Origin of the sequence: Pedobacter sp. ISL-64 (assembly GCF_018613605.1) — a bacterium.
Taxonomy (GTDB): Bacteria; Bacteroidota; Bacteroidia; order Sphingobacteriales; family Sphingobacteriaceae; genus Pedobacter.
The window spans coordinates 429253-453467 of the sequence record NZ_JAGGPU010000006.1 but is presented as its reverse complement, the minus strand read 5'-3'; the positions used below and the strand labels follow the sequence as shown (position 1 = coordinate 453467).

At 36.9% G+C, this 24215-nt stretch carries 28 protein-coding genes; 15 read left to right on the top strand and 13 right to left on the bottom strand.

Features of this window, described 5'->3' with window-relative positions; genetic code table 11:
- Nucleotides 1-1810 precede the first annotated feature (1810 nt).
- From J7E57_RS10020 to J7E57_RS09990, 7 genes are all read left to right on the top strand, one after another.
- A complete protein-coding gene (locus J7E57_RS10020; protein ID WP_215127593.1) occupies nucleotides 1811-2536 on the top strand; it encodes a lysophospholipid acyltransferase family protein in 726 nt (241 codons plus the stop codon).
- Nucleotides 2537-2538: 2 nt separating this feature from the next.
- On the top strand, nucleotides 2539-2829 hold the full coding sequence (gene gatC / locus J7E57_RS10015; RefSeq protein ID WP_029278731.1) for an Asp-tRNA(Asn)/Glu-tRNA(Gln) amidotransferase subunit GatC: 291 nt from the start codon (nucleotides 2539-2541) through the stop codon (nucleotides 2827-2829).
- A gap of 42 nt (nucleotides 2830-2871) precedes the next feature.
- The gene (locus tag J7E57_RS10010) at nucleotides 2872-3342 is read left to right on the top strand and encodes a hypothetical protein (RefSeq protein WP_215127591.1); all 471 of its coding nucleotides are present in this window, start codon (nucleotides 2872-2874) and stop codon (nucleotides 3340-3342) included.
- Between the two features lie 82 nt (nucleotides 3343-3424).
- Nucleotides 3425-4183: an ABC transporter ATP-binding protein gene (locus J7E57_RS10005; protein ID WP_215127589.1), complete on the top strand. Its 759-nt coding sequence runs from the start codon at nucleotides 3425-3427 to the stop codon at nucleotides 4181-4183.
- 76 nt (nucleotides 4184-4259) lie between these two features.
- Nucleotides 4260-4808 carry a cob(I)yrinic acid a,c-diamide adenosyltransferase gene (locus tag J7E57_RS10000; protein WP_215127587.1) on the top strand — a complete coding sequence of 183 codons (549 nt, stop codon included), beginning with the start codon at nucleotides 4260-4262 and terminating at the stop codon, nucleotides 4806-4808.
- Nucleotides 4809-4893: 85 nt separating this feature from the next.
- Nucleotides 4894-5115 carry a DUF2795 domain-containing protein gene (locus tag J7E57_RS09995; protein ID WP_010603503.1) on the top strand — a complete coding sequence of 74 codons (222 nt, stop codon included), beginning with the start codon at nucleotides 4894-4896 and terminating at the stop codon, nucleotides 5113-5115.
- A 165-nt stretch (nucleotides 5116-5280) separates the two neighbouring features.
- The gene (locus tag J7E57_RS09990; protein ID WP_109924584.1) at nucleotides 5281-5439 is read left to right on the top strand and encodes a lmo0937 family membrane protein; all 159 of its coding nucleotides are present in this window, start codon (nucleotides 5281-5283) and stop codon (nucleotides 5437-5439) included.
- 351 nt (nucleotides 5440-5790) lie between these two features.
- Here J7E57_RS09990 and J7E57_RS09985 read toward each other — a convergent pair whose 3' ends face one another.
- Nucleotides 5791-6456, bottom strand: coding sequence for a 2-C-methyl-D-erythritol 4-phosphate cytidylyltransferase (locus tag J7E57_RS09985; protein ID WP_215127585.1), 666 nt, complete (start codon nucleotides 6454-6456; stop codon nucleotides 5791-5793).
- Between the two features lie 75 nt (nucleotides 6457-6531).
- On the bottom strand, nucleotides 6532-7581 hold the full coding sequence (gene queA, locus J7E57_RS09980) for a tRNA preQ1(34) S-adenosylmethionine ribosyltransferase-isomerase QueA (RefSeq protein ID WP_215127582.1): 1050 nt from the start codon (nucleotides 7579-7581) through the stop codon (nucleotides 6532-6534).
- A 200-nt stretch (nucleotides 7582-7781) separates the two neighbouring features.
- Here queA and J7E57_RS09975 point away from each other — a divergent pair, with 200 nt between their 5' ends.
- Nucleotides 7782-9026 carry an ABC transporter permease gene (locus tag J7E57_RS09975; protein WP_215127580.1) on the top strand — a complete coding sequence of 415 codons (1245 nt, stop codon included), beginning with the start codon at nucleotides 7782-7784 and terminating at the stop codon, nucleotides 9024-9026.
- A 385-nt stretch (nucleotides 9027-9411) separates the two neighbouring features.
- Here J7E57_RS09975 and J7E57_RS09970 read toward each other — a convergent pair whose 3' ends face one another.
- Nucleotides 9412-10608, bottom strand: a complete 1197-nt coding sequence (locus J7E57_RS09970; RefSeq protein WP_215127578.1) for a pyridoxal phosphate-dependent aminotransferase — start codon at nucleotides 10606-10608, stop codon at nucleotides 9412-9414.
- A gap of 113 nt (nucleotides 10609-10721) precedes the next feature.
- On the opposite strand from J7E57_RS09970, the gene J7E57_RS09965 reads away from it, so the two are divergent.
- From J7E57_RS09965 to bioA, 3 genes are read left to right on the top strand one after another with little or no spacing between them, the layout of a single operon-like run.
- Complete coding sequence (locus J7E57_RS09965; RefSeq protein ID WP_131031170.1) at nucleotides 10722-11708, top strand: cation diffusion facilitator family transporter; 987 nt, start codon at nucleotides 10722-10724, stop codon at nucleotides 11706-11708.
- Nucleotides 11695-12147, top strand: a complete 453-nt coding sequence (locus tag J7E57_RS09960) for an NUDIX domain-containing protein (RefSeq protein ID WP_215127576.1) — start codon at nucleotides 11695-11697, stop codon at nucleotides 12145-12147. Before J7E57_RS09965 ends, J7E57_RS09960 begins: the two co-directional genes overlap by 14 nt.
- Nucleotides 12148-12149: 2 nt before the next feature.
- Entirely contained in the window at nucleotides 12150-13454 is a 1305-nt protein-coding gene (gene bioA, locus J7E57_RS09955; protein WP_251029869.1) for an adenosylmethionine--8-amino-7-oxononanoate transaminase, read from the top strand.
- A gap of 240 nt (nucleotides 13455-13694) precedes the next feature.
- Here bioA and J7E57_RS09950 read toward each other — a convergent pair whose 3' ends face one another.
- The 10 genes from J7E57_RS09950 to J7E57_RS09905 all read right to left on the bottom strand — a co-directional run bounded on the left by J7E57_RS09950 (nucleotide 13695) and on the right by J7E57_RS09905 (nucleotide 21035).
- Nucleotides 13695-14129, bottom strand: a complete 435-nt coding sequence (locus J7E57_RS09950) for an SRPBCC domain-containing protein (RefSeq protein ID WP_215127574.1) — start codon at nucleotides 14127-14129, stop codon at nucleotides 13695-13697.
- 2 nt (nucleotides 14130-14131) lie between these two features.
- Nucleotides 14132-14449 (bottom strand): ArsR/SmtB family transcription factor, encoded by a 318-nt coding sequence (locus J7E57_RS09945; protein WP_215127572.1) that lies wholly within the window; start codon nucleotides 14447-14449, stop codon nucleotides 14132-14134.
- 84 nt (nucleotides 14450-14533) lie between these two features.
- Nucleotides 14534-14950 (bottom strand): VOC family protein, encoded by a 417-nt coding sequence (locus tag J7E57_RS09940; protein ID WP_215127570.1) that lies wholly within the window; start codon nucleotides 14948-14950, stop codon nucleotides 14534-14536.
- A gap of 280 nt (nucleotides 14951-15230) precedes the next feature.
- Nucleotides 15231-15566, bottom strand: a complete 336-nt coding sequence (locus tag J7E57_RS09935; protein ID WP_215127568.1) for an MmcQ/YjbR family DNA-binding protein — start codon at nucleotides 15564-15566, stop codon at nucleotides 15231-15233.
- 16 nt (nucleotides 15567-15582) lie between these two features.
- Nucleotides 15583-16956, bottom strand: a complete 1374-nt coding sequence (locus tag J7E57_RS09930; RefSeq protein WP_215127566.1) for an exonuclease domain-containing protein — start codon at nucleotides 16954-16956, stop codon at nucleotides 15583-15585.
- A gap of 127 nt (nucleotides 16957-17083) precedes the next feature.
- Nucleotides 17084-17710, bottom strand: coding sequence for a hypothetical protein (locus J7E57_RS09925; RefSeq protein ID WP_215127564.1), 627 nt, complete (start codon nucleotides 17708-17710; stop codon nucleotides 17084-17086).
- A 10-nt stretch (nucleotides 17711-17720) separates the two neighbouring features.
- A complete protein-coding gene (locus J7E57_RS09920) occupies nucleotides 17721-18074 on the bottom strand; it encodes a two-component system response regulator (protein ID WP_317196542.1) in 354 nt (117 codons plus the stop codon).
- A 126-nt stretch (nucleotides 18075-18200) separates the two neighbouring features.
- Nucleotides 18201-18959, bottom strand: a complete 759-nt coding sequence (locus J7E57_RS09915) for a LytR/AlgR family response regulator transcription factor (RefSeq protein ID WP_215127560.1) — start codon at nucleotides 18957-18959, stop codon at nucleotides 18201-18203.
- Nucleotides 18960-19273: 314 nt separating this feature from the next.
- Complete coding sequence (locus J7E57_RS09910) at nucleotides 19274-20203, bottom strand: sensor histidine kinase (protein ID WP_215127557.1); 930 nt, start codon at nucleotides 20201-20203, stop codon at nucleotides 19274-19276.
- 91 nt (nucleotides 20204-20294) lie between these two features.
- Entirely contained in the window at nucleotides 20295-21035 is a 741-nt protein-coding gene (locus J7E57_RS09905) for a LytR/AlgR family response regulator transcription factor (RefSeq protein ID WP_215127554.1), read from the bottom strand.
- Between the two features lie 289 nt (nucleotides 21036-21324).
- On the opposite strand from J7E57_RS09905, the gene J7E57_RS09900 reads away from it, so the two are divergent.
- The 4 genes from J7E57_RS09900 to idi all read left to right on the top strand — a co-directional run bounded on the left by J7E57_RS09900 (nucleotide 21325) and on the right by idi (nucleotide 24028).
- Nucleotides 21325-21600 (top strand): hypothetical protein, encoded by a 276-nt coding sequence (locus J7E57_RS09900; RefSeq protein ID WP_215127552.1) that lies wholly within the window; start codon nucleotides 21325-21327, stop codon nucleotides 21598-21600.
- Between the two features lie 162 nt (nucleotides 21601-21762).
- Nucleotides 21763-22665, top strand: coding sequence for a MerR family transcriptional regulator (locus J7E57_RS09895; RefSeq protein WP_215127550.1), 903 nt, complete (start codon nucleotides 21763-21765; stop codon nucleotides 22663-22665).
- The gene (locus J7E57_RS09890; RefSeq protein WP_215127548.1) at nucleotides 22649-23485 is read left to right on the top strand and encodes a phytoene/squalene synthase family protein; all 837 of its coding nucleotides are present in this window, start codon (nucleotides 22649-22651) and stop codon (nucleotides 23483-23485) included. Before J7E57_RS09895 ends, J7E57_RS09890 begins: the two co-directional genes overlap by 17 nt.
- The gene (gene idi / locus J7E57_RS09885) at nucleotides 23486-24028 is read left to right on the top strand and encodes an isopentenyl-diphosphate Delta-isomerase (RefSeq protein WP_215127546.1); all 543 of its coding nucleotides are present in this window, start codon (nucleotides 23486-23488) and stop codon (nucleotides 24026-24028) included. It abuts the gene before it with no gap.
- Nucleotides 24029-24215 lie beyond the last annotated feature (187 nt).

Genomic DNA, 24215 nt, shown 5'->3' with positions numbered 1-24215 from the left:
AATAAGGTTTATTAACAGTGGTTTTTGCAAGGACGGAACTGCGGAGAAGTACCTTTTCGATCGTTATCTCTCAATATTTTTTCGTCATCTCGACCGGAGTGTAACGTAGCGGAGAGATCTTTTCCTGGCGCTGGTGCCGCAACAACCACAGTGAGCAATATAACATAACTTGAAAATGAAAGCCGGTATTTCATCGGGAGCTACAGTCCTTCTTTCTGTTGCAAGTCCTCGCTGCGCTCTCGGCTTTACACTTCAGTAAGCTTTATAAACAGCGGTTTTTGCAGGGACGGAACTGCGGAGAAGTACCTTTTCGATCGTTATCTCTCACTATTTTTTCCGTCATCTCGACCGGAGTGTAACGTAGCGGAGAGATCTTTTCCTGGCGCTGGTGCCACAACAACCACAGCGAGCAATATAACCATAATTTGAAAATGAAAGCACGTATTTCATCGGGAGCTACAGTCCTTCTTTCTGTTACAAGTCCTCGCTGCGCTCTGGGCTTTACACTTCAATAAGGTTTATTAACAGTGGTTTTTGCAAGGACGGAACTGCGGAGAAGTACCTTTTCGATCATTATCTCTCAATATTTTTTCGTCATCTCGACCGGAGTGTAACGTAGCGGAGAGATCTTTTCCTGGCGCTGGTGCCACAACAACCACAGCGAGCAATATAAACATAATTTGAAAATGAAAGCACGTATTTCATCGGGAGCTACAGTCCTTCTTCTGTTACAAGTCCTCGCTGCGCTCTCGGCTTTACACTTCAATAAGGTTTATAAACAGCGGTTTTTGCAGGGATGGAACTGCGGAGAAGTACCTTTTCGATCGTTATCTCTCAATATTTTTTCCGTCATCTCGACCGGAGTGTAACGTAGCGGAGAGATCTTTTCCTAGCGCTGGTGCCACAACAACCACAGCGAGCAATATAACCATAATTTGAAAATGAAAGCACGTATTTATCGGGAGCTACAGTCCTTCTTTCTGTTACAAGTCCTCGCTGCGCTCTCGGCTTTACACTTCAATAAGCTTTATAAACAGCGGTTTTTGCAGGGACGGAACCGTGGACAAGTGCTTTTTCAATCATCATCGACCGTAGCCTATCGTGTTGACATATCTTTGTTGGTTTTTAAGCATTATGCTGACCCGCTTTAATAATACACTGGTTCTACCGAAGAACGCCGTCAATCCCAAGGGTCGGGAGAATCAAAAAAACAGGAGTAGTTCATTATAATTGGCACCAACAAACCTGAAACGCAGTGGTTTTGTGTTCGTAATCACTGAATTAAGGCTCAAAATAGCATTGAACACAAACCCCGAAGGGCTCAATCAGCCCAAAGAAAACACAAACAAAAACTGATTAAACAAAGTGCCGCTGTTTTTTTGATGTGTGTGAGAGGCCCATTGCTGGATCCGATAGCTATCGGATGACAAAGCGCTTTGGCTACTTTGGCGCTCCAAAATGCGCCAGCATTCTTGAGCACAAATAAAAATAACATGATCTGCGAAAAACTACCATGCCCCGCGGCAAAGAGCGAAAAAATAAATAAACATTTGTGTCGACACTTGATAGTTTTAGAATCATGGTCTCTTAATAGCAGGAAGATGCTGATCTCGAACATTTAAGACGGCATGGCAATCACCTTAAAAATATGTGCTGAAAAATAAATACAGGCTAATGTAGATGTGTCCACAATAGGACCGTAGTGGGGAAGTCTTTGATCAATGACTGGTTAGCGTGCTATCGACTATAAACGAGCCTACAGTAAAACACTTATTTGAAATATCAAACTATTTTATATTTTTGGTTATCTATGATTTATCTTCTAAGACAAGTACACCGGATATGGTTTCTATTCTGGATACTGTTTTTTTTCGCTCTGTTCTATCCAATATATTACATTACCTCACGTAATGAGAAGTATTACAGTACGCTCAATTTTTTCAGAAAAGCCAACAGTTTTTTGTGCAGTCTGTTTTCAGGTGTTTTTTTTCGTTATCAATATGAAGAAGAGCTAAATCCCAAACAAACTTACATCTATTGTGCAAACCATACCTCTAACCTGGATATTATGATTTTCTGTATCATGGGGCATGGTAAATTCCACTTTATGGGAAAGGATGAATTGTTGAATAATCCCGTATTGGGCATTTTTTTTAAAACCATCGATATTTCTGTGAACCGCGACAGTAAGATTTCGGCTTTTAAAGCATTTAAAAAAGCTGGCGAAAACTTAGAAAAGGGGATGAGCCTGATTATTTTTCCGGAAGGTAAAATAGACGACCATTACCCACCAAAGTTGGGTGAGTTTAAAAATGGTCCCTTCCGCCTGGCTATCGATAAAAATATACCGCTGGTGCCCGTTAGTATTACCGATGTTTGGAAAATTAATTGGGATGACGGAGCAAAGTATGGAAGTAAGCCAGGAATTTGCGATATTTACGTCCACAAACCCATAAATACCTCAACTTTGGCTGATGTTGATTCTGATGTATTAAAAGAAAAGGTTTATAGATTGATTGATAGTAAGTTAGTATAAATATGAATTTAGACGCAAAAACCATCCATAAAATAGCCGATCTGGCTCGAATTCATATTGATGAAAAGCAGGTGGATACACTGATTCCTGAAATGAACAAAATTTTGTCATTCATGGAAAAGTTAAATGAATTGGATACTTCAAACGTGAAACCGTTGGTTTATATGAACGAATCGGTGAATGTTTGGAGAGAAGATGTGGTTAAGCAAGAAATAGCTACGGCTGATGGCTTGAAAAATGCAGCAAAGCATACCGACCAATTTTTCATGGTGCCAAAAATTATCGAAAAATAATTAAGCATAACTTTGTACACGGTCAGCAAATGATACGAAAAGATGGAAAAGATTCTGATAAGAAGATCAAAAAAACCGGTACTTTGGATTGCATTGTTGTTTTTCCTTATAGCTTTGTTCATGTTTATAGTATTATCATCTCACCAGCTTTCTGACGCCATTCAGTTGTTAATAGTGTTATCCGTTCTTCTTTTGCCTCTTATCATCATACTACTTTATAATTTATGGCCAGAAATTATAATAACACCCGATAGGATTAAAGTTAAAAAACAATTATCTTATGTCTTTTATCAATGGGATGATATAATAAGATATGGTACATATTCTATTGAGTCTAAGTCAACTGGTGGGGATGCAGGAGACATGACAAATCTTATATTCTTTATTTATTTTCGAAACTGGAGTAAAACATTTGATATTACAACCTATAATTTTGACAAACCTCACAACGCTATTATTGATCTGATGAACCGTTTTAAATTTGCTGAAATTGAAATGAACTCAAACACATGAACTAGTATTTTAGCAAAAAGGACAATCAAATAAATAATTTTGTAACATCTTACCTGCTACACTTGTCTAAAAAAGAAAAAACATGGAGAAACCACTCATCACTATAAAAGAAATTGGCCGTAAATATGTTATTGGATCTGAAGTGATTCACGCTTTAAAATCAGTTTCTTTAGATATTAATAAGGGCGAATTCGTAGCATTGATGGGCCCATCTGGTTCCGGTAAATCAACCCTGATGAATATTTTAGGTTGCTTAGATACACCTTCAAGCGGAACCTATGTTTTAAATGGAACCAATGTAAGTCACATGAGTGACGATGCTTTGGCAGAAGTGCGCAACCAGGAAATCGGTTTCGTTTTTCAAACCTTTAACTTGTTGCCACGTTCAACATCTTTGGATAATGTTGCTTTACCTTTAATTTATGCAGGAACAAGTAAAAAGGACAGAGATGCAAGAGCAGCTAAAGCATTAGAAAATGTAGGTTTGGGCAATCGTATGGATCATAAGCCAAATGAACTATCAGGCGGTCAACGCCAACGTGTGGCTGTAGCCAGGGCTTTGATCAATAATCCATCTATTATTTTAGCCGATGAGCCAACAGGTAACTTAGATACCAAAACATCAATTGAAATAATGGGCCTGTTGGAAGAAATCCACAGCAAAGGGAACACCATTATTCTGGTTACGCACGAGGAAGATATTGCGCAGCACGCCCACCGTATTGTACGGATGCGTGATGGTTTGATTGAAAACGATTATTTAAATACAGATATTAAAAATGTATCTCCACGTTTGCAGGCTTTGAATGATACTGGCAGCGATTGGGAGAAAATCAATTAAGGTTGATGGCGTAAGGTGTAGGCATAAGGCTTTGAAAGCCCTAAGCCTTAAACCTTTCACTTTAAACCATTCCAATATGAAAATCTACACTAAAACTGGCGATAAGGGCCAAACATCACTCATTGGAGGTACCCGTGTACCTAAATATCATTTACGTATCGAAACCTATGGAACTGTTGACGAGTTAAATTCGCACATAGGTTTAATTATGTGCCAGGATATTGAGGCGCACGACCAGAAATTATTAAAAGAAATTCAGGATAGGTTATTTACTGTTGGTTCATCGCTTGCAGCAGACCCCGAAACATCTAAAATGAAGATCCCCGATCTGCACGATACTGATATTACCCTGTTAGAAAACGAGATGGATCTGATGAATGAAAAGCTGCCTGTTTTAAAACATTTTGTTTTACCTGGTGGAAATACTGTCGTTTCTTACTGCCACATTGCACGGTGTGTTTGTAGAAGGGCAGAACGCCTGACAGTAGCACTTGCAGAAAATAGCTTTGTAGATGAGCGAGTAACAGTTTATTTGAACCGTTTAAGCGATTATTTGTTCGTTTTGGCACGAAAACTGACCGTGTATTTTAAGACGGAAGAAAACATTTGGATTCCGCGGGTTTAATAGTGGAAAAATAAGTTTGTTTTGCTCAAAAATTTTAATATACTTTGCGCAATAATAAGAACAAGAATTTAATTGAATTGACGATATGTATTGGACATTAGAATTAGCATCGCACTTGGAAGACGCACCATGGCCTGCAACTAAAGACGAATTAATTGATTATGGTATCCGCTCTGGTGCCCCAGTAGAAGTAATTGAAAACTTACAGGCATTAGAAGATGATGGCGAACCTTATGAAACCATTGAGGAAATTTGGCCAGATTACCCAACTAAAGAAGATTTCTTCTTTAACGAGGACGAATACTAATCATGAGAAACTATAAAAAACCTTCCAGCTAAACTGGGAGGTTTTTTTATGCTTTCATTTCACATACTATTCGTCATGCCGATAAAATAATTACATTTTTTAAACAAAAGTGAAAAGCCAAGTGTTAATACACCAATAATATAACATTGCTAAAAAATTAACACTATGGGAAATTTATTGTATTTAGTCGCAGTAGTATTGGTAATACTCTGGGTGATCGGATTTGTATTTCACGGCTTCGGAGACGTTGGCGGTATAATCCACGTTTTATTGGTAATCGCAGTTATTGCAATTCTGCTTAAAGTAATTGGACGGGCAGCGTAAAAAAAATATATCGCACCGATATTCATTGGTTTAGAAGTAGGGAACGCTTTGAAATGGATGGATTAAAAAAGGAGTTTCATTTTTGAAACTCCTTTTTAATTTTATAATCAGATGTTGATTAATTTTTTGCTCTTTTAACCAGTTCGATCGTCATACTGAATTTATTTTACAAATAAAAATAGTGTTTTCAGTTGTCTTGTAGCTACTAGGTGGTCAGCATCTTTCCTGCTATTAGGACCCTGAAATGAATTACCTTCGGTGAGCTCGCTAAGGCTCGGTTCAGGGTGACGACGCTATGTTTAAATTGCCGCAGAACTTATATAGTGGCTATTATTAGACGAACTTAAGCTATTAATTCTTTAATAATAGTTCTGCCAGTTCAAGATCAATAGGATAGGTAATTTTAATATTTCCTCTTTCTCCTTCGATGATATTAATTTCATAACCTACAGATTCTACCACGCCAGCATCATCGGTAAAATGTGCATTGAACTCCTGGTTATAAGCTTCTTTAAGAATGTTAAGGCTAAAAGTTTGTGGAGTTTGTACTAAATAAATTTCATCACGTTGTAATGCCGTTGTTTTATCGTTTCTAAGCATGCGTACACTGTCGCTTGATTGCACTGCTGCAATAACGTTTCCCTGTAGCTCAGCTTCTTTAAAACAATTGTCGATAAGAGATTTTGAAACCAACGGACGAACAGCATCATGAATGGCAATATAACTTTCTTCTTCGATGGCATGGATTGCATTTTTTACCGAGTGAAAACGCTCCGTGCCGCCATCGATAACCTGATGCGGTACATGGAAATTAAATTCTTCACATAACCTGGCCCAGTAAGCCTGTTGATCTTTGTTTAGAACTAATAAAATTTTAGGTTGAGTATCGCTTTGTGCAAAAGCTTTTATGGTATGCATCAAAACCGGAAGGTTTTTGAGCAGTAGAAATTGTTTTGGGGTTTCCGTTTGCATCCGATTGCCAGAACCGCCTGCTACAATTATAGCGTAGTATTTCATAATTTAAGATGTGAGACTATAGATTTGAGATAGGAGACTTGATCTAACTCAAATCTCATATCTCAATACTCAAATCTATATGATTAGCATGGCATCGCCATAACTGTAAAATTTATATTTTTCTTTTACTGCAACTTCGTAAGCATTCATAACGTTTTCATATCCGCCAAATGCACTTACCATCATCAATAAAGTAGATTCTGGTGTGTGGAAATTGGTAATCATGGAGTTTGCAATATTAAAATCGTAAGGAGGGAAGATAAACTTACTGGTCCAGTCGTTAGCTGCTTTTAATGTTCTGTTTGCAGAAACAGCCGATTCGATAGCACGCATTGAAGTAGTACCTACCGCGCAGATTTTTCTTTTTTCCTCTAAAGCTTTGTTTACAATGTTTGCATCCTTTTGCTCGATAATGAATTGCTCAGAATCCATTTTGTGTTTGGTTAAGTCTTCAACCTCAACAGTTCTAAAAGTTCCTAAACCAACGTGTAAAGTTACTTCTGCAAATTCTATACCTTTAAGTTCAAGACGTTTCATCAACTCACGGCTAAAGTGTAAACCGGCAGTTGGAGCAGCTACTGCACCTTCGTGTTTAGCGAAAATGGTTTGATAACGTTCTTTATCCTCAGCGGTAGCTTTACGTTTAATATACTTAGGAAGAGGAGTTTCACCTAAAATTTCAACATTTTTTCTGAATTCTTCGTCAGTACCTTCAAATAAGAAACGGATGGTACGGCCACGTGATGTGGTGTTGTCTACAACCTCAGCAACCAATAAATCGTCGTCGCCAAAATATAATTTATTACCTACACGGATTTTACGTGCCGGATCTACCAAAACATCCCATAAACGTAATTCCTTGTTTAATTCACGTAGCAAGAAAACCTCGATGGTTGCACCGGTTTTCTCTTTATTGCCATATAAACGGGCAGGGAAAACCTTAGTGTTATTTAATATCATTACGTCTTTGTCATCGAAATAACCTAAAACGTCTTTAAAAATTTTATGTTCAATTTTACCGCTGTCTTTGTGTAAAACCATTAGGCGAGCTTCGTCGCGTTGTTCTGCCGGATTGTTGGCTACTAATGATTCTGGTAAGTTGAATTTGAATTGTGATAATTTCATTCTTGATGAATTTTTTGAGGTGCAAAAATACGAATTTAATTTTTCTTTTCCGTATTTTATCAAACGCAATTTATGTATATTATGTTTTAATCAATTTAAATCAAATAATACAGGGCGATTAATTCATTGTAGACATAAAATTAATTAGTTTTGAAGATAAGCTGTAACCTTTTGAAAAGCTTTGCATCTAACCTTTAATTATGATAATCTTTAGGCTAATAGGCGAGAGTTTCCGTTTTGCATTTGATGCGTTGCGCCAGAATAAATTACGCACCATGTTATCGCTTTTGGCTATAACAATCGGTATTTTTACCATTATTGCTGTATTCTCTGCAGTAGATACCTTTCGCGGTAAATTGCAGTCCAGTGTAGATAAACTGGGTTCCAACACTATTTATATTCAAAAATGGCCTTGGAGTTTTGGTGATAATTACCCTTGGTGGAAATATATGAACCGCCCTCAGCCTTCATTGCGCGATTTTGAAGCCCTCCGCGAGAGAATTGAAAATGCACAAGGCGTTACATTTGAAATATCGACTAACGATAGGACGATCAAATACAGAAGTAACTCAGTAGAAGGGATTTCGGTATGGGCAGCATCGCACGATTTTAATAAAACCTGGAATTTCGAGCTTCAGGACGGTCGGTATTTTACCGAAAATGAGAGTAAAAACGGCTCACCTGTTTGTATTTTAGGTTCTGATATAGCCGACGGACTTTTTGATGGAGGTGCGCCAGTGGGTAAACAGGTACAGATTTTAGGAAGAAGATTAACTGTTGTTGGTGTTTTCAAAAAAGAAGGAGAAGATATGTTAGGTACCTCTCTCGATAAAAACGTAAATATTCCGATTGCTTTTGCAAAAGGTGTTTTAGACATCCAAAGCGAGCGTTATGGTCCACAGATTACAGTTCGTGGTAAGGATAATGTGAATTTAGAAGAGGTAGAAAGCGAATTGAAAGGTTTAATGCGCTCTATCCACAGGATCAGACCTGGCCAGGAAGAAGATTTTGCACTAAATAAAACCACCATTATTTCTAACCAGTTAGATTCGATGTTTAAAATGGTAAATATTGCCGGTTGGGTAATTGGTGGGTTTTCGATCCTGGTTGGTGGTTTCAGTATTGCCAATATCATGTTCGTATCGGTTAAGGAACGTACCAATATTATCGGTATTCAAAAATCGTTGGGTGCAAAAAACTATTTTATCCTGCTTCAATTCATATTCGAATCGATTTCGCTTTGTATTTTAGGTGGTTTGCTGGGTTTATTACTGGTCTTTCTGCTCGCCCTGGGGATTGGTGCGGCCACAGATTTTCATATTATACTGGGCTTGAACAATATTGCCTTAGGTATCGGCATATCAATAATCATCGGCACTATCTCTGGTTTTTGGCCGGCATATTCAGCATCAAGATTGGACCCGGTAGAGGCGATAAGGAGCTAGTTTCGGTTTGCAGTTTTTAGTTTTCAGTTGCAATGCCCTTAGTTGATAAACCTTATTGCAGTGGAAAACCCACAGCGTAGCGAGGATTTGTAACGGAAAGAAGGACTGGATTCTCCGATGAAGTGCTTGCTTTCATTTCCTAAAAGAATAGAAGACTATATAACTCATTCTATCGTCATTCCGAGCGGAGTGAAACAGAGTCGAGAACCCGAAGGCTCAGCGAAGCTAAATCTGCAGAAAAGATCTCTCCATTTCGCTTTCGATGAAAAATCGATAAGCTACAGTCGAGATGACGATTATTCAAAGATAAACCCCTCATTAAATTTAATTAATGAGGGGTTTCTTTATAGGACTGTTAATTGAAAAACAGTCAATTGCAAACTAACTAAGCTAATTTACCTAAAGCTTCTTTAATTCTTCTTAATGCTTCAACCAAACTCTCGTCAGATGCTGCATAAGATAAACGGATGTAGTTGTTGTTACCAAACGAATCGCCACCAACAGTTGCTACGTGACCAACGTTTAATAGATATAAAGCCAGGTCTGAAGAATCTTTAATTATATTTCCGTCGGCATCTTTTTTACCGAAGAACGAACTGATTTCTGGGAAAAAGTAGAAAGCACCATCAGGAAGATTTGTTTTTACACCTGGGATTTCGTTTAATAAATTGTAAACCAATTCTCTACGGCGCAAAAATGCTTCTTTCATTTCTAAAACACTGGCTAAACCTTGCTCGTAAGCAACAATTCCCGCTCTTTGCGCAATAGAACAAGTGCCAGAAGTGGTTTGTCCCTGTAATTTATCGTTAGCTGCTGCAATTTCTTTATTAGCAGCAATATAACCTAATCTCCAGCCTGTCATGGCGAAAGCCTTAGAGAAACCGTTAACAATGATCACACGGTCTTTAACGCTATCGAATTGAGCAATAGACTCATGTTTATCAACAAAGTTAATATGCTCATAAATCTCATCAGATAAGATGTAAATATTAGGATGTTTTTCGAAAACGGCAACCAGCGCCGCTAATTCTTCTTTACTGTAAACCGAACCTGTTGGGTTACATGGCGAAGAAAACATGAACAATTTCGATTTCGGCGTAATGGCTGCTTCTAATTGCGCAGGAGTGATTTTGAAATCACTTTCAATATCGGTATCGATAAAAACAGAGTTTCCTTCTGCAAGGGTTACCATTTCTGAGTAAGAAACCCAGTAAGGAGTTGGGATGATTACTTCATCATCAGGATCAATCAAAGTTAAAATAACATTCGATAAAGATTGTTTTGCACCTGTTGAAACCACGATCTGAGAAATGTCATAATCCAGGTTGTTTTCTGTTTTTAGCTTGTTTACGATTGCCTGGCGCAGGTCTGGATAACCCGGTACTGGCGAATAACGTGTGTAATTTTCGTCTAGTGCCTTTTTAGCGGCATTTTTTACGTGATCGGGTGTATTGAAATCGGGTTCACCAACGCTTAAACTAATGATGTTAATGCCCTTAGACGCTAATTCGCGGCCAAGTTTGGTCATTTTAAGGGTTGCAGATTCAGATAGACTGTTGATTCTTTTGGATAAGGTGCTCATGGTTAATTACTTTGAGCGCAAATATATAAACCAAATATTATTCTGCACTAAAAAAGACATAGTTTTTCTCATTTAATTTATTCGATAAGCGTATTTTTGAAAAAAATATACTGGTGTCGGTAAAAAAGAAAGCTATAATAATTTCTCTGGTGGTGAGTGTGGTGCTGATGTTGGCCAAGTTTGTTGCGTACTTTATTACGGGATCAAACGCCATCTTAACAGACGCAGCAGAGAGTATTGTAAATGTAATAGCAGGGAGTTTTGCCTTTTATAGCATTTACCTAAGCACACAACCCCGCGACGAAAATCATCCCTATGGACATGGAAAAGTTGAGTTTTTCTCGGCTTTTGTTGAAGGGATATTGATTCTGATCGCTGGGGTGGTTATCATTTTCAAATCTTCGTACAACCTTATCTATCCTCATTTGGTAGGGGAACTATTAACAGGAACGCTGATTATTGGTATCACGGGCTTGATTAATCTGATTGTGGGCCTATACCTCATCAATGTAGGTAAAGATGAGCATTCGGTTACATTGCAGGCTGATGGTAAACATTTATTAACTGATACCTACACCAGCGCGGCAATTGTTGTTGGCTTAATATTAATTCAGCTAACAAATATTATTTGGCTAGATAGCCTGCTTTCTTTTTTGGTAGGTTTTTACATTGTTTATTCTGGTTATAAACTTACCCGTGGTTCGGTGGGTGGATTAATGGATGAAAGTGATTTTACACTTGTTGAAGAAGTAGTAGATGTTTTACAAAAGAACAGACACAACCCGTGGATTGATGTGCACAACCTGCGTACCCAGCAATATGGCCCTGAATTTCATATCGATTGCCATGTAACATTGCCTTATTATTTTGACTTAAATAAAGTTCACCGCGAAATCTCGCAGATTGATGAACTGATCAATAAAAACGGCTTCCGCAAAGCAGAACTCTTCATTCATGCAGATCCATGCTTGCCTGAGTGTTGCCATTATTGCCATATGAGTGAATGCCCAGTGAGGGCAGAGGCCTTTAAAAAGGAAATTGTATGGACACCAGAAATAGTAATTAAAAATAAAAAGCATTTCGAAAATGAGCTACTTTAATGTTAGGGTCTATGGATTGTTAATTAACCAAAATAATGAGGTTTTGGTAAGTGATGAGGAAGAATACGGCTTTCGTTTCAGTAAGTTTCCAGGTGGCGGTTTAGAACTTGGCGAAGGATTAATCGATGGATTAAAACGGGAGTTTGTGGAAGAGTGCGATGCTGAAATTGAAGTATTATCTCATTTTTATACTACAGATTTTTTTGAAAAATCATCATTTAACGATAGCCAGGTAATTAGTGTGTATTATATCGTTAAAGAAAAAGCGCCTTTGCAGCTGGCCTTTAAAGATGTTATTTACGATTTCGATGGAGAAGGTGAAATTCTTCAGGCATTCAGGTGGGTGAAAATTGAAGATTTAAATATTGAGGAAATTACCTTTAAAACAGATAAAACCGTAGGCCAGCTTTTAAAAAATCAATATTCAGTTAAATTATAATTATGATGCCCGATTCGCCTAAACGCCATACTCCAAATTCCCAGCTCAATTTAACTGAACGCGATCAAAAGGTAATCTGGCATCCCTATACCCAAATGAAGAATGCACTGCCCCACATCCCAATTGTTAGGGGAGAAGGGGTGTACGTTTTTGATGAGGATGGTAAACGGTATATCGATGCGGTGTCATCCTGGTGGGTGAACATTCATGGTCATTCACACCCTTATATTGCACAAAAAGTAGCCGAACAGCTCAATGTGCTTGAACACGTGATTTTTGCAGGTTTTACGCACGAGCCCGCTGTGCTACTTGCAGAAAGGCTTTTACCCATATTACCTGGCAAACAAGATAAAGTTTTTTATACGGATAACGGATCAACAGCAGTAGAGGTAGCCTTAAAAATGTGCCTGCAGTACTGGGACAATAAGGGCACACCAAAAACGAAGATTTTAGCCTTTAAAAATGCCTATCATGGCGATACTTTTGGCGCCATGTCTGTTAGCGGCCGCAGTATTTTTACCGATGCTTTTAACAGTCTACTGTTCGATGTCGAGTTTATCGATCTGCCAAACGAAAATAACATCTCACATCTCACATCTCATATCTCGAATCTTAAAGATACCGCTTGTTTTATCTTCGAACCACTCATTCTAGGATCGGGCGGGATGTTGATGTACGAAGCTAAATATTTGGATCAGCTTTTATCTGCCTGTAAAGATGCAGCAATTTTAACCATCGCTGATGAAGTGATGACGGGTTTCGGCAGAACTGGAACTTACTTCGCTTGCGAGAAATTAACTAACAAGCCTGATATTATTTGTTTAAGCAAAGGTTTAACCGGTGGAACAATGCCATTAGGGGTAACCACCTGTACGAGGGAGATTTTTGAAGCATTCTTAAGCGACGATAAATTAAAAACACTTTACCACGGACACTCTTTTACAGCGAATCCGATTGCTTGTGTGGCTTCTTTAGCGAGTTTGGATATTTTGTTAAATGGTGAAACACTTCAGAATATTAAGCGCGTAGAGGCCAAACATGCTGTTTTTCTTGAAGAAATTAAAACGCATCCTAAAGTTAAGGCCATTAGGCAAACGGGAACAATTATCGCAGTAGAGTGGGAGACTGGTAATGAAACTTCTTATTTAAGTAATCTGCGTAATTTATTGTATGCGTACTTTTTAGATAAGGGAATTATATTGAGGCCATTGGGCAATATAATCTATATCCTCCCACCGTATGTAATCAGTGATGAAGATCTCGATTATATTTATGCAGCCATAAAATCGGCTTTAGAAGAAATATAAGTGCTTAGGTCGTAGCGAGATGCTACGACCAGTAATTAGGTGAATGGCCGTCATTCTCGCGCAGGCGGGAATCTTAAAGCAATTTACAAATCAAGCTAAAACATTAAGATTCCTATCAAGTTGGAAATATCTGTAGTGTAAGATGGTAACATCTTACACTACATCAAATCTTTAGATATATGCTAAGTCAGGTGGTAACACCTGACTTCACTATAAATTCAGAATGACGAAACGGGCGAATTACGCTCCTGGTTCCAGATAATTTTTAAGTGCATCATTAAGGAAATAAGTCCAGCCGCCATTGAAACTTGTTTTGGCAAAGTCAGGGCCGTTTTCAGCAAAGCTTTCTATACCACTATGTGTTAATTTCAGCCTTGTTTGCTCGCCTTGCTCAAATAACTCCCAGCTCACAACAGAGTTACCCGGATAACCGTCATACCGCCAGGTGTAGGCGAGTTTCCTACCCTTAACAATTTCTGTTATTTCGCAGAGATGTAAATATTGAGGACCATCATCCGGTCCACCAGAAAACTCAAACTTAAAGCCTACTTCGGGTTTAAAGTTTTCCAATTGAAAATACCACTGTTTAATTTCATTGTTGTCGGTTAAAGCTTTCCAAACTTTTTCGATAGGCGCATTATACACCCGTTCTACAATAACTGGTTCGTTTTTCATCTTTATTTTGATTTAGTGTCTTTTGATAAGTGTATTTCTAAAGCATCTAATTTGCTTGGCCAAAAAATACGGTATTGTTCTACCCATTTAGATACTTCTGCTAATTTTTGAAATTGTATGTTACAGTACCGGTCACGGCCTTGTTGGGTAATTTCTACTAAACCACATTCTGTTAAAACTTTAATATGCTGTGAAATGGCCGGCCGGCTCATGTCGAAATTTTCGGCTATGGCGTTTAGGTTTAAAGTATTATGGGCAATCAGATTGATGATTTCTCTTCGGGTAGGATCGGCAATGGCTTGAAATACATCTCTTCTCATAAAAATAATTGCGTAAGTAATTGCTTACAAATATACATGTAAGTAATTACTTACGCAAATTTTAGGTTATTTTTTAGATAAAAACTAACCTAAAGGCATTTTGCTCATATCCATATAGAGAATACTCCATCTTTGCCCATCCAGGTCAACAAAACCACAGCCATACATCCAGCCATCTTTATAGCCAGGCTCGCCATAAAGTGTACCACCTGCAGCTACCACTTTTTCCGCCAGATCATCTACTTCTTCAGGACTTTCTGCGTCAAAAGAGAATAATACTTCGCCACCATTGCGTTTATCGGCAATACTGGTTCCTGCAAAACCTTCGTACAAAGCTTCTTCAAAAAGCATAATGGCTAAATTGCTTTCTCCTACTAAAAAGCAGGCAGAATCTTCACGGGCGCCATATTGGAGGTTAAGGGTGAAACCGAGCTGCGTGAAGAATGCTTTAGACTTATTAATGTCTTTTACCGGAAGATTTATCCAAAGTGATTTTGTCATAACGTTTTATATTTTAGTTTAAGTAAAGATAGGTAAGGAGCAATGGGATTGTCCTTGCCAAAAAAGAAAATTTACAGGGCTATTTGAGACAATTTATTATTATGGTTGGTTTTTACCACGTGGGCATTAAAACATCATTAGGTTATCAGCTTATATTTTCTTATAACTCTTATATGGTCAACCTGCTAATTTTAGGCTATTGTGCTAATTTTTACCATGTAAGGCATTTATGGGCATTTTAGCCCATCAAGTTTAGGCATGTTACTTGGGGGTGATTCACTTAATATTTATATTTTTCGGAAAGCTTTTTCGGCGCCACGTTACAATAAGAAAGTGTAAGTGCATCGATAAGCATTTCGTCTGTTAATGCTGTTAGGTCAAAAATTGTCCAACCTTGTTTGCCCCAGGCTCCGGTAGCCGGCCATATGCTGTTCCGATCAAAATCACAGAAAACAGACTGATCAATTGCCGATAATTTAAATGTTGCCTCCCTTTTCTGAATATTTAGCGTAGCAAAGATCTTTTTATTTACCCGGAAGGAAGTTTTTTCGAAATGTGGCAATTCAATAACTTCATCAAAAGATAGGCAATGAGCTATAAATATTGATGAATCCATGGCATGTAGTTAAACGTTACAATTTATACAATTTCTGTGGGTGTTGTTCCGCGTAATTCAGAATTAAATTTAAGATATAACTGTTGGACTGATAGATAGAAAGATCATTTTTGATTGGCGCCAGACCATCAGCAAGATAGTTCTTATCGGTGAAGTAGCCCATTCCATAAAATTTTCCATTCTCTACAACTAAACAGCTAAACTCATTGTCTTTTCTGCCTTCATCCACCAATGCGAAACTTGGTTGTTGGTTCTGGATATCAGCCAATGCTGTGTTTAATTTTTTATTATAAACACTAACAGTCTCTATTCCACTGCAGGCGCCAAAACATTGCCCATTTTCGTGCGCATAACATTTAGTGGCCGTTTTTTGCAGGTAACAGAGCTTAGCACAAAGCTGGTATTTATCAACCAGTTGGTTTAAGAAATTATAACCTTCCAATAAGCTGTTAAAACTCTGGAAGGCGTTATTGTTTTTTTTATGTTTATCTATCGCTAAACGCATATATCCGTTTTGATCCTCAAAAACATATAAATCATATTTATGCTCATAACGCTTCATTACCCGGTTGTTTTCAGGCCAAAGGCGTTTAATTTCATTGGCTTCTAAAATGAGGGCCATTAATTCGGTACCACAAATTACATGGTCTACATGATGAATCGTGCGTAAAAAATCCTGGCGTTGCCGGTTAGGTGTATTGCCTGTAAAGTGACTGGTTACGCGTTTCTTAAGGTCTTTAGCTTTTCCAACATAAATAATCTTGCCCTTATTATCTTTAAAATAATATACACCAGGTTGATGAGGTAACCTCATGATAGAAGCTTTATCTAAGTGCGGCGGTAAAACCTGCTCTTTCGATGTTTTCTTCAGCATTTCAGCTATTATGCCTTCCTGATCGTATTCTAGCAATAAATTGAATAGGATACTGGTCGCATCTGCATCTCCAGCTGCCCGGTGGCGGTTTTGAATCGGGATCTGCAAGGCTGTACAAAGTTTTCCTAAACTATATGAAGATTTGCCAGGAATTAGTTTTCTGCTCAACCTTACCGTACACAGCTTTTTGCATTGTAAATCATATCCTGCAGCTGCCAAATGATGCTTCAAAAAGGAATAATCGAAGTTTACATTGTGCGCCACAAAAATCTTATCGTTTAATAACTGATAAATCTGTAAAGCAACATCATCAAAAGTTGGGGCATCCAACAGCATGTTATCATCAATACCTGTAAGTGCCGTAATGTAAACGGGTATAGGCTGTTTCGGATTAATTAGGGTAGTGTAAGATTCAACTATTTCATTGCCATCATGGATGTTAATGGCAACCTCGGTAATACCATTTGCTGAGGCATGACCACCAGTGGTTTCGATATCTACAACTGCGTATAACATTAAATTAATTTGAAATACAAATCTATGCTAAAATAATTAGTATGAAAATAATTTTGATTATTTCTTTAGCATAAAAAAAGCGGTTATGTATTTAACGTAACCGCTCTGGTATTTTATATGTAAATATTTAAAGTTTACTTAGTAGCTTGCTTAAATTAGGTTTAATGCCTATAGAAATCGGTACGGTGTTAAAAGCCCTGTTCTGGATTTTACTAAAGCCATACATGTAACTGGCCTCGACAAATAAATTGGCACCTCCAATATTATATTCAATACCGGCCCCACCTTCGGCAATACCCAAGCCATTTGATTTATTATCTTGGGTAACCTGCAGGGTTGTGGTATTAACGCTAGCCTGAGGCGTAAGAATAAAACCGCCACCTGCACCTGCAAAACCATAAAAAGCCCATTTGTTTACAATTTTACGGTACCCTAAAGCAACATTTAGCAAGTAGGTGGTTGCCCTGCCTTTTTGTAAAGTATAGGTGTAGCCCGCATCTGGCGTTATCTGGTTAAAAGTAAAAGCATGTAAACTTGCTTTAGGGTATAAGAACAAACCACCGTTGCCCAAACCCAAGTTTAAACCTAATGATGTTGAAAATTTTGGTTTAAAATAATCCGAAGTTTCGCCCATTGGGAATGCAAAGCCAATTCCACTCATCGAATAGAGTTTATCTGGTCTGCTTTGTGCTTTTACTTTGATTGATAATGCTGCACATAACAACAGAAGAGATAGTAGTAATTTTAATTTCATATCTGATTTTTTAATTTTCGGTTAAAGCACTTACTTTTTGGAGCAAATCTGCCATATTAAAGGGTTTTTCTAAATAATCGTTGGGATGGTATTGTTGCGATGTGATATAGTTTTCATCATACCTGGCCGATGCCATAATAATAGGGATGCGCTCTGTTTCAGGATTTAACCTTAACTCTTTAAACACAGCACGCCCATCCATCCCATTTAACATAATATCTAGAATGATCAGATCGGGACTAAAATCTCTTATTGTTTTAAAAATATGCCGTGGCGATAGTAACGGATAAACTTTATAATGTTCGGTTTCTAATACATCCTGGAAAACTTCTAATACATCTGGATCATCATCCACAACCAACACTCTTTTCAAAACAGATAAATCAATTAATTAATAATAAAATAGATTATCCTAATACAAAGTTTTAGATGTAATGTTTTGATTATGCGTTAAAAATTGATCCGATGCTGATGTTCGAACTATTAAAGACTATATTATGGTGCCGGGACGGGGCTTTTCCTGAAGTAAATTGTTCTTGATAAAATTTGCGAAAAGTTCTATGTATGTGCCCGTAACAGTAAAAGATGTTTCGCCGGAAAGCAGCACTTTATTACCGAGTACACTTTTGATATGCTCTTTTGCAATAACAACATTAGGATTAATCTGAATAAATGCAGAATGTTTTTTTAACATCTTCAAAGTCTTAATGAAATTAGATTTTGAACTTAAAAAAGCATTTTTTGTAGTTTTAAATTGAATATCTTCCCCCATTTCTTCTATGGCAATCAATTCATTCAGATCTATTCTTACCAAATCAGTATTTTCTCCTTGTAAAGGGATGTAAAAGAAATGATCGTCGAAAATGGAAAAAGGATGTTGTTCTTTTTTTCCGGTTGGATAGAGGTTGTTTATTGTTTTTGTAAAATGTAAAATAGAGTAGGGCTTAAGCAAATAAGCATCCGCATCAACTTTAAAAGCATCAATGGCATACCGTGGGTGCGCCGTAGTGAAAACCAGGTGTTTTGTTTTTTGTCTTAATAGGGTTGCCAGTTCGATTCCGGAAAGTGAAGGCATTTCGACATCCATAAAAATAATGTCGACAGGATTAGATACCGATATTTCTGCCAGGGCTTGGAGCGGTTCAGTAAAAGTTTGGATAAGCTTTAAATCAGGCAGTTTCTCCATATATGCTATTAAGCTCTCTAGGGAATGAGGGTCGTCATCAATAGCGATACAACTTATTGACATTTTTTATAGGTTTAGTTGATGCAAATTACAATTTCAACCATTAAAATGAAAAAAAAACACATTCGAAACGGATTTTTATGTATTCGGCAAGGAAAATCAGCTTTTCTTTTGAGATTATTGTGTAATTTGAAATTTTCGGCTAAAATTATTAAAGCAGGTTTCTTATTTAATTGTAATAACAAGAATTACTTTGAAACACTGGTCTGAATCAGTAAAGTAGCTGAATTCAGCATTTTTGCCATAGGTGTAAGCTAAACGCTTCTTTATGTTTTCCATTCCGGAACTTAAACCTGAGTTATCTTTAATTGCTTTTATTAGTTTGAGGTTTCTATTATAAGTTGATGATTCTTGATGCTCAAACTCACTTCGGCAGGATGTGATGGTGTAAGCAGCTCGCCATGTTTAAACATGTTTTCTACCAAAGTGATTAATACTAGAGGAATGATTTTAGTGTTACGTATTTCATCATCGTACCAGAAACGGAGCTGTAAATGGTGATCTTTACGGAGCTGGTGCAGGTTGATGAGGTTTTCTACCTGGTTAATCTCCTCATCAAGCAAAATAAATTCTTTATCCTGATTGCTGTCGACCGAATAGCGCATCATCTCTGCGAGGGAATGAATGGCTTCTGCGGCAACCGGAGAAGAATTTTTAGCGTTCTGATAAATGAAATCTAAAGTATTAAATAACAGATGAGGCTGTATCTGTGCCTTTAAAAAGGCATTTTCTGATTTGGCTATCTGGATAATGTTATTTAACCGTTGTTTTTCCAGGTCTTCAATCTTTTTCCGTTCTTCGAGAAAATTAAGGAGAAAATAATAACTGGTAGCGAAGCACATAAAGTATATGGCCCGGTAAATCGGCGCAGCAAAAAAAGCTGCATTAAATGTCAATTTAATAGGACCATTATAATCGGTATAATTAATTACGATATAATCTAAACAAACCGTTAATATTAAATAAGCACCTAGTTCAAGTAAAATAAACAGGGGTAATTTCCACCATCTTTCATTAATTTTTTTCAGGGCAAAAGCCAAAACTACATGTGCGTGGAAATAAAATGTGGCAATGTTTAAGCTATAAAAAATAACATAAGTGCTTAGTGTAGAGAATCTGCCAGCAAAGATGCCGATGATTATGGCCTCGTAAAATATGAATATGGTCCAACCTAAAATGTGAAGTCTTTTGCCCGAAAACCAGGCTGAAATTTTGTGTAATTTGTTTTTTTTAGCGATAAGCGTCATTGGCTAGTTGATTGAGGAACGGCTATATATACTAAACAATAAAACCATAAGCGTTTAATTGTTTAGATAACGAAAATACTAAAAAATTAGTTTAAGAGCGGTTAGTTTTAATCGTTTTCTCTTTTATGTAGTCCTGTATGCTCTCACGGTAACTATTTCCGATGTTGATGGTTAAATCATTGATCATTTTTAGGGTATTACCCTCAACTTTCTCAATGTAGTTTTTAGCAATAATAAATGAGCGGTGTGCCTGAGCAAAATTCTGATAATCTTTTAAAATAATCTTTATTTCTGATAGTGCAATGTATGATACAATGGTTTCGTTTAGGGTAAAAATCCTGACATAGTTTTGCAGGCTTTCTATCGCAACGATATCTGTATACCTTACTTTAATTAAGCTGTTTTTCTCATTTTTGTTCCTTACAAAGAAATAATCATCTTCTCGTTTAATACTAACATTCGGTAAGCTGGGGCTAAGGGGAAATAATCTGTTTATGGTCTCCGCAAAACGGGCAAAGGTATATGGTTTTAATAAATAAGCGCTTGCATTCATTTCAAAAGCTTCATAGGCATATTTAGAATGCGAAGTGGTGAAAATTAATTTGTCTGTTTTATGCCTGATTGCTTTTGATAATTCTAACCCCGATATCATAGGCATATCAACATCTATAAAAATAATGTCAACATGATCTCCTACAGTAATTTCGTTTAATGCCTGTAAAGGATCTGTATATGATTTTATTAAATGAACGTTTGCGAGGTTGTTGATGTATGTTTTTATACCGTTGACGGCGTGAATGTCGTCATCAATTACGATACATGTTAATTTCATTAGGTGTGTTTTAAGGTTAAACGAAATTATAGGTTGCTTTTTAAATAAAGAAATTATTTTAGGCCTGCAATGATGTTTAGTTGGTTTTTGTAGTAAATATGATACGTATATGTTTTTTTATGCAAGAAACATGATCAGCGAAAACCGACGATGAAAGGTTTTTATAAAAAGAATAAAACAAATTTATTTAATTACTTGTATAACAATATATTGCATTTTGAATCGTAGTTATTAATAGATATATTTAATAACCAGAATAATCATCCCTAATCACCTAAAACAATATCCCATGAAAAATAGAACCCGCACCGCTAATAGATTAAACGTGTCTATTACTAAAAAGGTTATTGAACTACAGGAGCAAGGTTACGACTGTGATTTTCTGCTACTGGCTAACGGTAGTTTACAGTGCATGCAAACTAACTTAAGCTATCCGCTAAGTACGGTTGCTATTAAACAAAGGGAACATGGCTACGATTTCTTTAGCCATTCTTATAAAAATGTACATACTATTGAAACAGGAAATGGCGAAAGAGGTGTACTGCTTACCGAAAAAGTATTTTAACCGCTTACTTTATCCGGTCATCAAGTTAAAATTTACAGTGTTTAGCAGGCGTTTCATGTGAATTCAATTATGACGATTACATCGTAATACCAGTTCGTTTTAGTAAAAACTTTTTCTTCTTTTTTTTTGTTTAGATTTTATTGAATATATTTAAACAAAATAATGACTTATTCTATTTCAGATCTTGAACAGCTTTCGGGCATCCATTCTCATACCATCAGGATCTGGGAGCAGCGGTACAATGCACTGAGTCCGATGCGATCTCAAGGCAATACGCGTTTATATGATGATAAGCAGCTTCGAAGACTATTAAACATCGTAAGCTTAAATAAAAGCGGTTTAAAAATTTCTAAAATCTGCAGCCTTTCTGATGAAGCGATTGATAAACTTCTCGATCAACAGTTTTCATATCCCACTGACGATGAGCAGGCAGATTATGTTTCGCAACTTATTAGGCATGGTTTGGCTTTTGATGAGCACTCATTTAATCATTTAATTGATCAAAGCATTGATCAGTTGGGACTTTCTGATTGCTACCGGAAAATAATGTATCCATTATTGGTCCGTTTGGGCTTAATGTGGCGAAAAGACGATATTTGCCCTGCACACGAGCATTTTTTATCAAACATTATCCGTCAAAAAATATTTACACATATCAATAATCTTCCTTTAGCAAAGCATACTGGCGAAAGTTGGCTTCTTTTTTTACCGGAAGACGAGGATCATGATATTGGGCTGCTTTTTGCCAGTTATATGCTGAGGATGCATCATCATCAAGTTATTTTCTTAGGTAGCAAAGTTCCGTTGGATTCAATTAAGCGGATATTTTCTACATTAAATGTAGGTCATGTTTTGCTTTTTATGATAAAGTCAAGATTGGAACCTGCCGCACAAAAATACATAGATCAATTGTCTGAAATATGTTCATCCGCTAAGATTCATCTTGCGGGAAATAGTGAGGTTATCGGTAAACTAAACAATATCGAGCATATCAACTGGTTTAAAACGCTCGATGAATTTGAAAAAACAATACAATACCCTTTTTTACATGAAAGAAATTTTTGATCAACTATCTGCCAATTGTAGCCGGCTTACCACTAAGTTGTATAGTACCAGCTTTTCTTATGGTATTTATTTTCTTGGTAAAGAACTGCGTCAACCCATACACTCCATTTATGGCTTTGTACGTTTAGCAGATGAAATTGTAGATAGTTTCCATCACTATGACAAGAATTTTTTATTAGAAAAATTTAAGGAGGATACTTTCGAAGCCATTAACCTGGGCATTAGTTTAAACCCCATTTTAAATTCATTCCAAAGGGTTGTCAATCAATACCAGATAGATCAGGAGCTGATTGTTCTTTTTCTGAGGAGTATGGAGATGGATCTCTCTACGCAAGAATATACACCAGAACTTTACAACGAATATATTTTAGGCTCCGCAGAAGTGGTAGGTTTAATGTGTTTAAAGGTTTTTACCAATGGCAGTATTGCAGATTATGAACAATTGAAGCCTTACGCTATGAAATTGGGCTCCGCATTTCAGAAGGTTAATTTTTTGAGGGATGTGAAGGCTGATCATCAAACACTTAGTCGGAATTATTTTCCCAATGTTAATTTAGCCCTATTCTGCGATCATCAAAAAAAAGAAATCGAAAAAGAAATTGAAGCAGAATTTGCAATGGCCTTAACTGGTATCAAGCAGTTGCCCACAGCATCCAGAAATGGTGTATATTTGTCTTATATCTATTATAAAAAATTATTTGCTAAAATAAAGCGCTTAAGTGCTGAAAAAATTATGACTGAAAGGATAAGAATTTCGAACACGCGTAAAGTTGGTTTGATGTTTGGTTCTATTATCCGTAATAAGTTAAATGTAATTTAAATGGAAGAACAAGTTATTCTGGTTGATGAGGAGGATGTGCCGAAAGGACAGATGGATAAAATGGAAGCGCACGAGAAAGGTGTATTGCACCGTGCCTTTTCTGTTTTTATTTTTAATTCTAAACGCGAACTATTACTGCAGCAGAGAGCAATGAGCAAATATCATTCTGCAGGTTTATGGACGAATACCTGTTGCAGTCATCCTCGTATTGGAGAAAGTAATATCCATGCAGCAAAAAGGAGATTGATGGAAGAAATGGGGATGGACTGTGAATTGAACTATCTGTTTAAATTTACCTACAAGGCAATATTTGAAGATGGGTTAACGGAACACGAAGTTGATCATGTTTTTTTTGGCATGAGTGATGAATTACCAGTTATAAATCACGATGAAGTAGAAAGCTTTAAGTATATGGATTTGGAGACCTTGGCACAGGATATTGCGATTAATCCAAGTGCTTATACGCCGTGGTTAAGAATCTGCTTGGATAAAGTTGTAGCGCATGCATCAACGGCTAAAACAAAAAACGGGCATACAGCCTAAGCCATATACCCGTATCTAAATTAACGCTCTCGATGACAAATATAGGACTAGTTTAGAAAATTCCTAAAAGTTTAACATTTCTTTTACTTTAAGATTATAGTTCGTTGTTTTGATAAAAGATGTGTTATAATTTAAACGCTTAACATTTAGCGGTTTATATTTATGAGCGGAAATTTTAAGCCGAAAA

Bases quoted from the DNA above. Each gene is read 5' to 3' on its own strand.
- J7E57_RS10020 (WP_215127593.1), top strand. From the start codon at position 1,811: ATGATTTATCTTCTAAGACAAGTACACCGGATATGGTTTCTATTCTGG.
- gatC (WP_029278731.1), top strand. From the start codon at position 2,539: ATGAATTTAGACGCAAAAACCATCCATAAAATAGCCGATCTGGCTCGA.
- J7E57_RS10010 (WP_215127591.1), top strand. From the start codon at position 2,872: ATGGAAAAGATTCTGATAAGAAGATCAAAAAAACCGGTACTTTGGATT.
- J7E57_RS10005 (WP_215127589.1), top strand. From the start codon at position 3,425: ATGGAGAAACCACTCATCACTATAAAAGAAATTGGCCGTAAATATGTT.
- J7E57_RS10000 (WP_215127587.1), top strand. From the start codon at position 4,260: ATGAAAATCTACACTAAAACTGGCGATAAGGGCCAAACATCACTCATT.
- J7E57_RS09995 (WP_010603503.1), top strand. From the start codon at position 4,894: ATGTATTGGACATTAGAATTAGCATCGCACTTGGAAGACGCACCATGG.
- J7E57_RS09990 (WP_109924584.1), top strand. From the start codon at position 5,281: ATGGGAAATTTATTGTATTTAGTCGCAGTAGTATTGGTAATACTCTGG.
- J7E57_RS09985 (WP_215127585.1), bottom strand. From the start codon at position 6,456: ATGAAATACTACGCTATAATTGTAGCAGGCGGTTCTGGCAATCGGATG.
- queA (WP_215127582.1), bottom strand. From the start codon at position 7,581: ATGAAATTATCACAATTCAAATTCAACTTACCAGAATCATTAGTAGCC.
- J7E57_RS09975 (WP_215127580.1), top strand. From the start codon at position 7,782: ATGATAATCTTTAGGCTAATAGGCGAGAGTTTCCGTTTTGCATTTGAT.
- J7E57_RS09970 (WP_215127578.1), bottom strand. From the start codon at position 10,608: ATGAGCACCTTATCCAAAAGAATCAACAGTCTATCTGAATCTGCAACC.
- J7E57_RS09960 (WP_215127576.1), top strand. From the start codon at position 11,695: ATGAGCTACTTTAATGTTAGGGTCTATGGATTGTTAATTAACCAAAAT.
- bioA (WP_251029869.1), top strand. From the start codon at position 12,150: ATGATGCCCGATTCGCCTAAACGCCATACTCCAAATTCCCAGCTCAAT.
- J7E57_RS09950 (WP_215127574.1), bottom strand. From the start codon at position 14,129: ATGAAAAACGAACCAGTTATTGTAGAACGGGTGTATAATGCGCCTATC.
- J7E57_RS09945 (WP_215127572.1), bottom strand. From the start codon at position 14,449: ATGAGAAGAGATGTATTTCAAGCCATTGCCGATCCTACCCGAAGAGAA.
- J7E57_RS09940 (WP_215127570.1), bottom strand. From the start codon at position 14,950: ATGACAAAATCACTTTGGATAAATCTTCCGGTAAAAGACATTAATAAG.
- J7E57_RS09935 (WP_215127568.1), bottom strand. From the start codon at position 15,566: ATGGATTCATCAATATTTATAGCTCATTGCCTATCTTTTGATGAAGTT.
- J7E57_RS09930 (WP_215127566.1), bottom strand. From the start codon at position 16,956: ATGTTATACGCAGTTGTAGATATCGAAACCACTGGTGGTCATGCCTCA.
- J7E57_RS09925 (WP_215127564.1), bottom strand. From the start codon at position 17,710: ATGAAATTAAAATTACTACTATCTCTTCTGTTGTTATGTGCAGCATTA.
- J7E57_RS09915 (WP_215127560.1), bottom strand. From the start codon at position 18,959: ATGTCAATAAGTTGTATCGCTATTGATGACGACCCTCATTCCCTAGAG.
- J7E57_RS09910 (WP_215127557.1), bottom strand. From the start codon at position 20,203: ATGACGCTTATCGCTAAAAAAAACAAATTACACAAAATTTCAGCCTGG.
- J7E57_RS09905 (WP_215127554.1), bottom strand. From the start codon at position 21,035: ATGAAATTAACATGTATCGTAATTGATGACGACATTCACGCCGTCAAC.
- J7E57_RS09900 (WP_215127552.1), top strand. From the start codon at position 21,325: ATGAAAAATAGAACCCGCACCGCTAATAGATTAAACGTGTCTATTACT.
- J7E57_RS09895 (WP_215127550.1), top strand. From the start codon at position 21,763: ATGACTTATTCTATTTCAGATCTTGAACAGCTTTCGGGCATCCATTCT.
- J7E57_RS09890 (WP_215127548.1), top strand. From the start codon at position 22,649: ATGAAAGAAATTTTTGATCAACTATCTGCCAATTGTAGCCGGCTTACC.
- idi (WP_215127546.1), top strand. From the start codon at position 23,486: ATGGAAGAACAAGTTATTCTGGTTGATGAGGAGGATGTGCCGAAAGGA.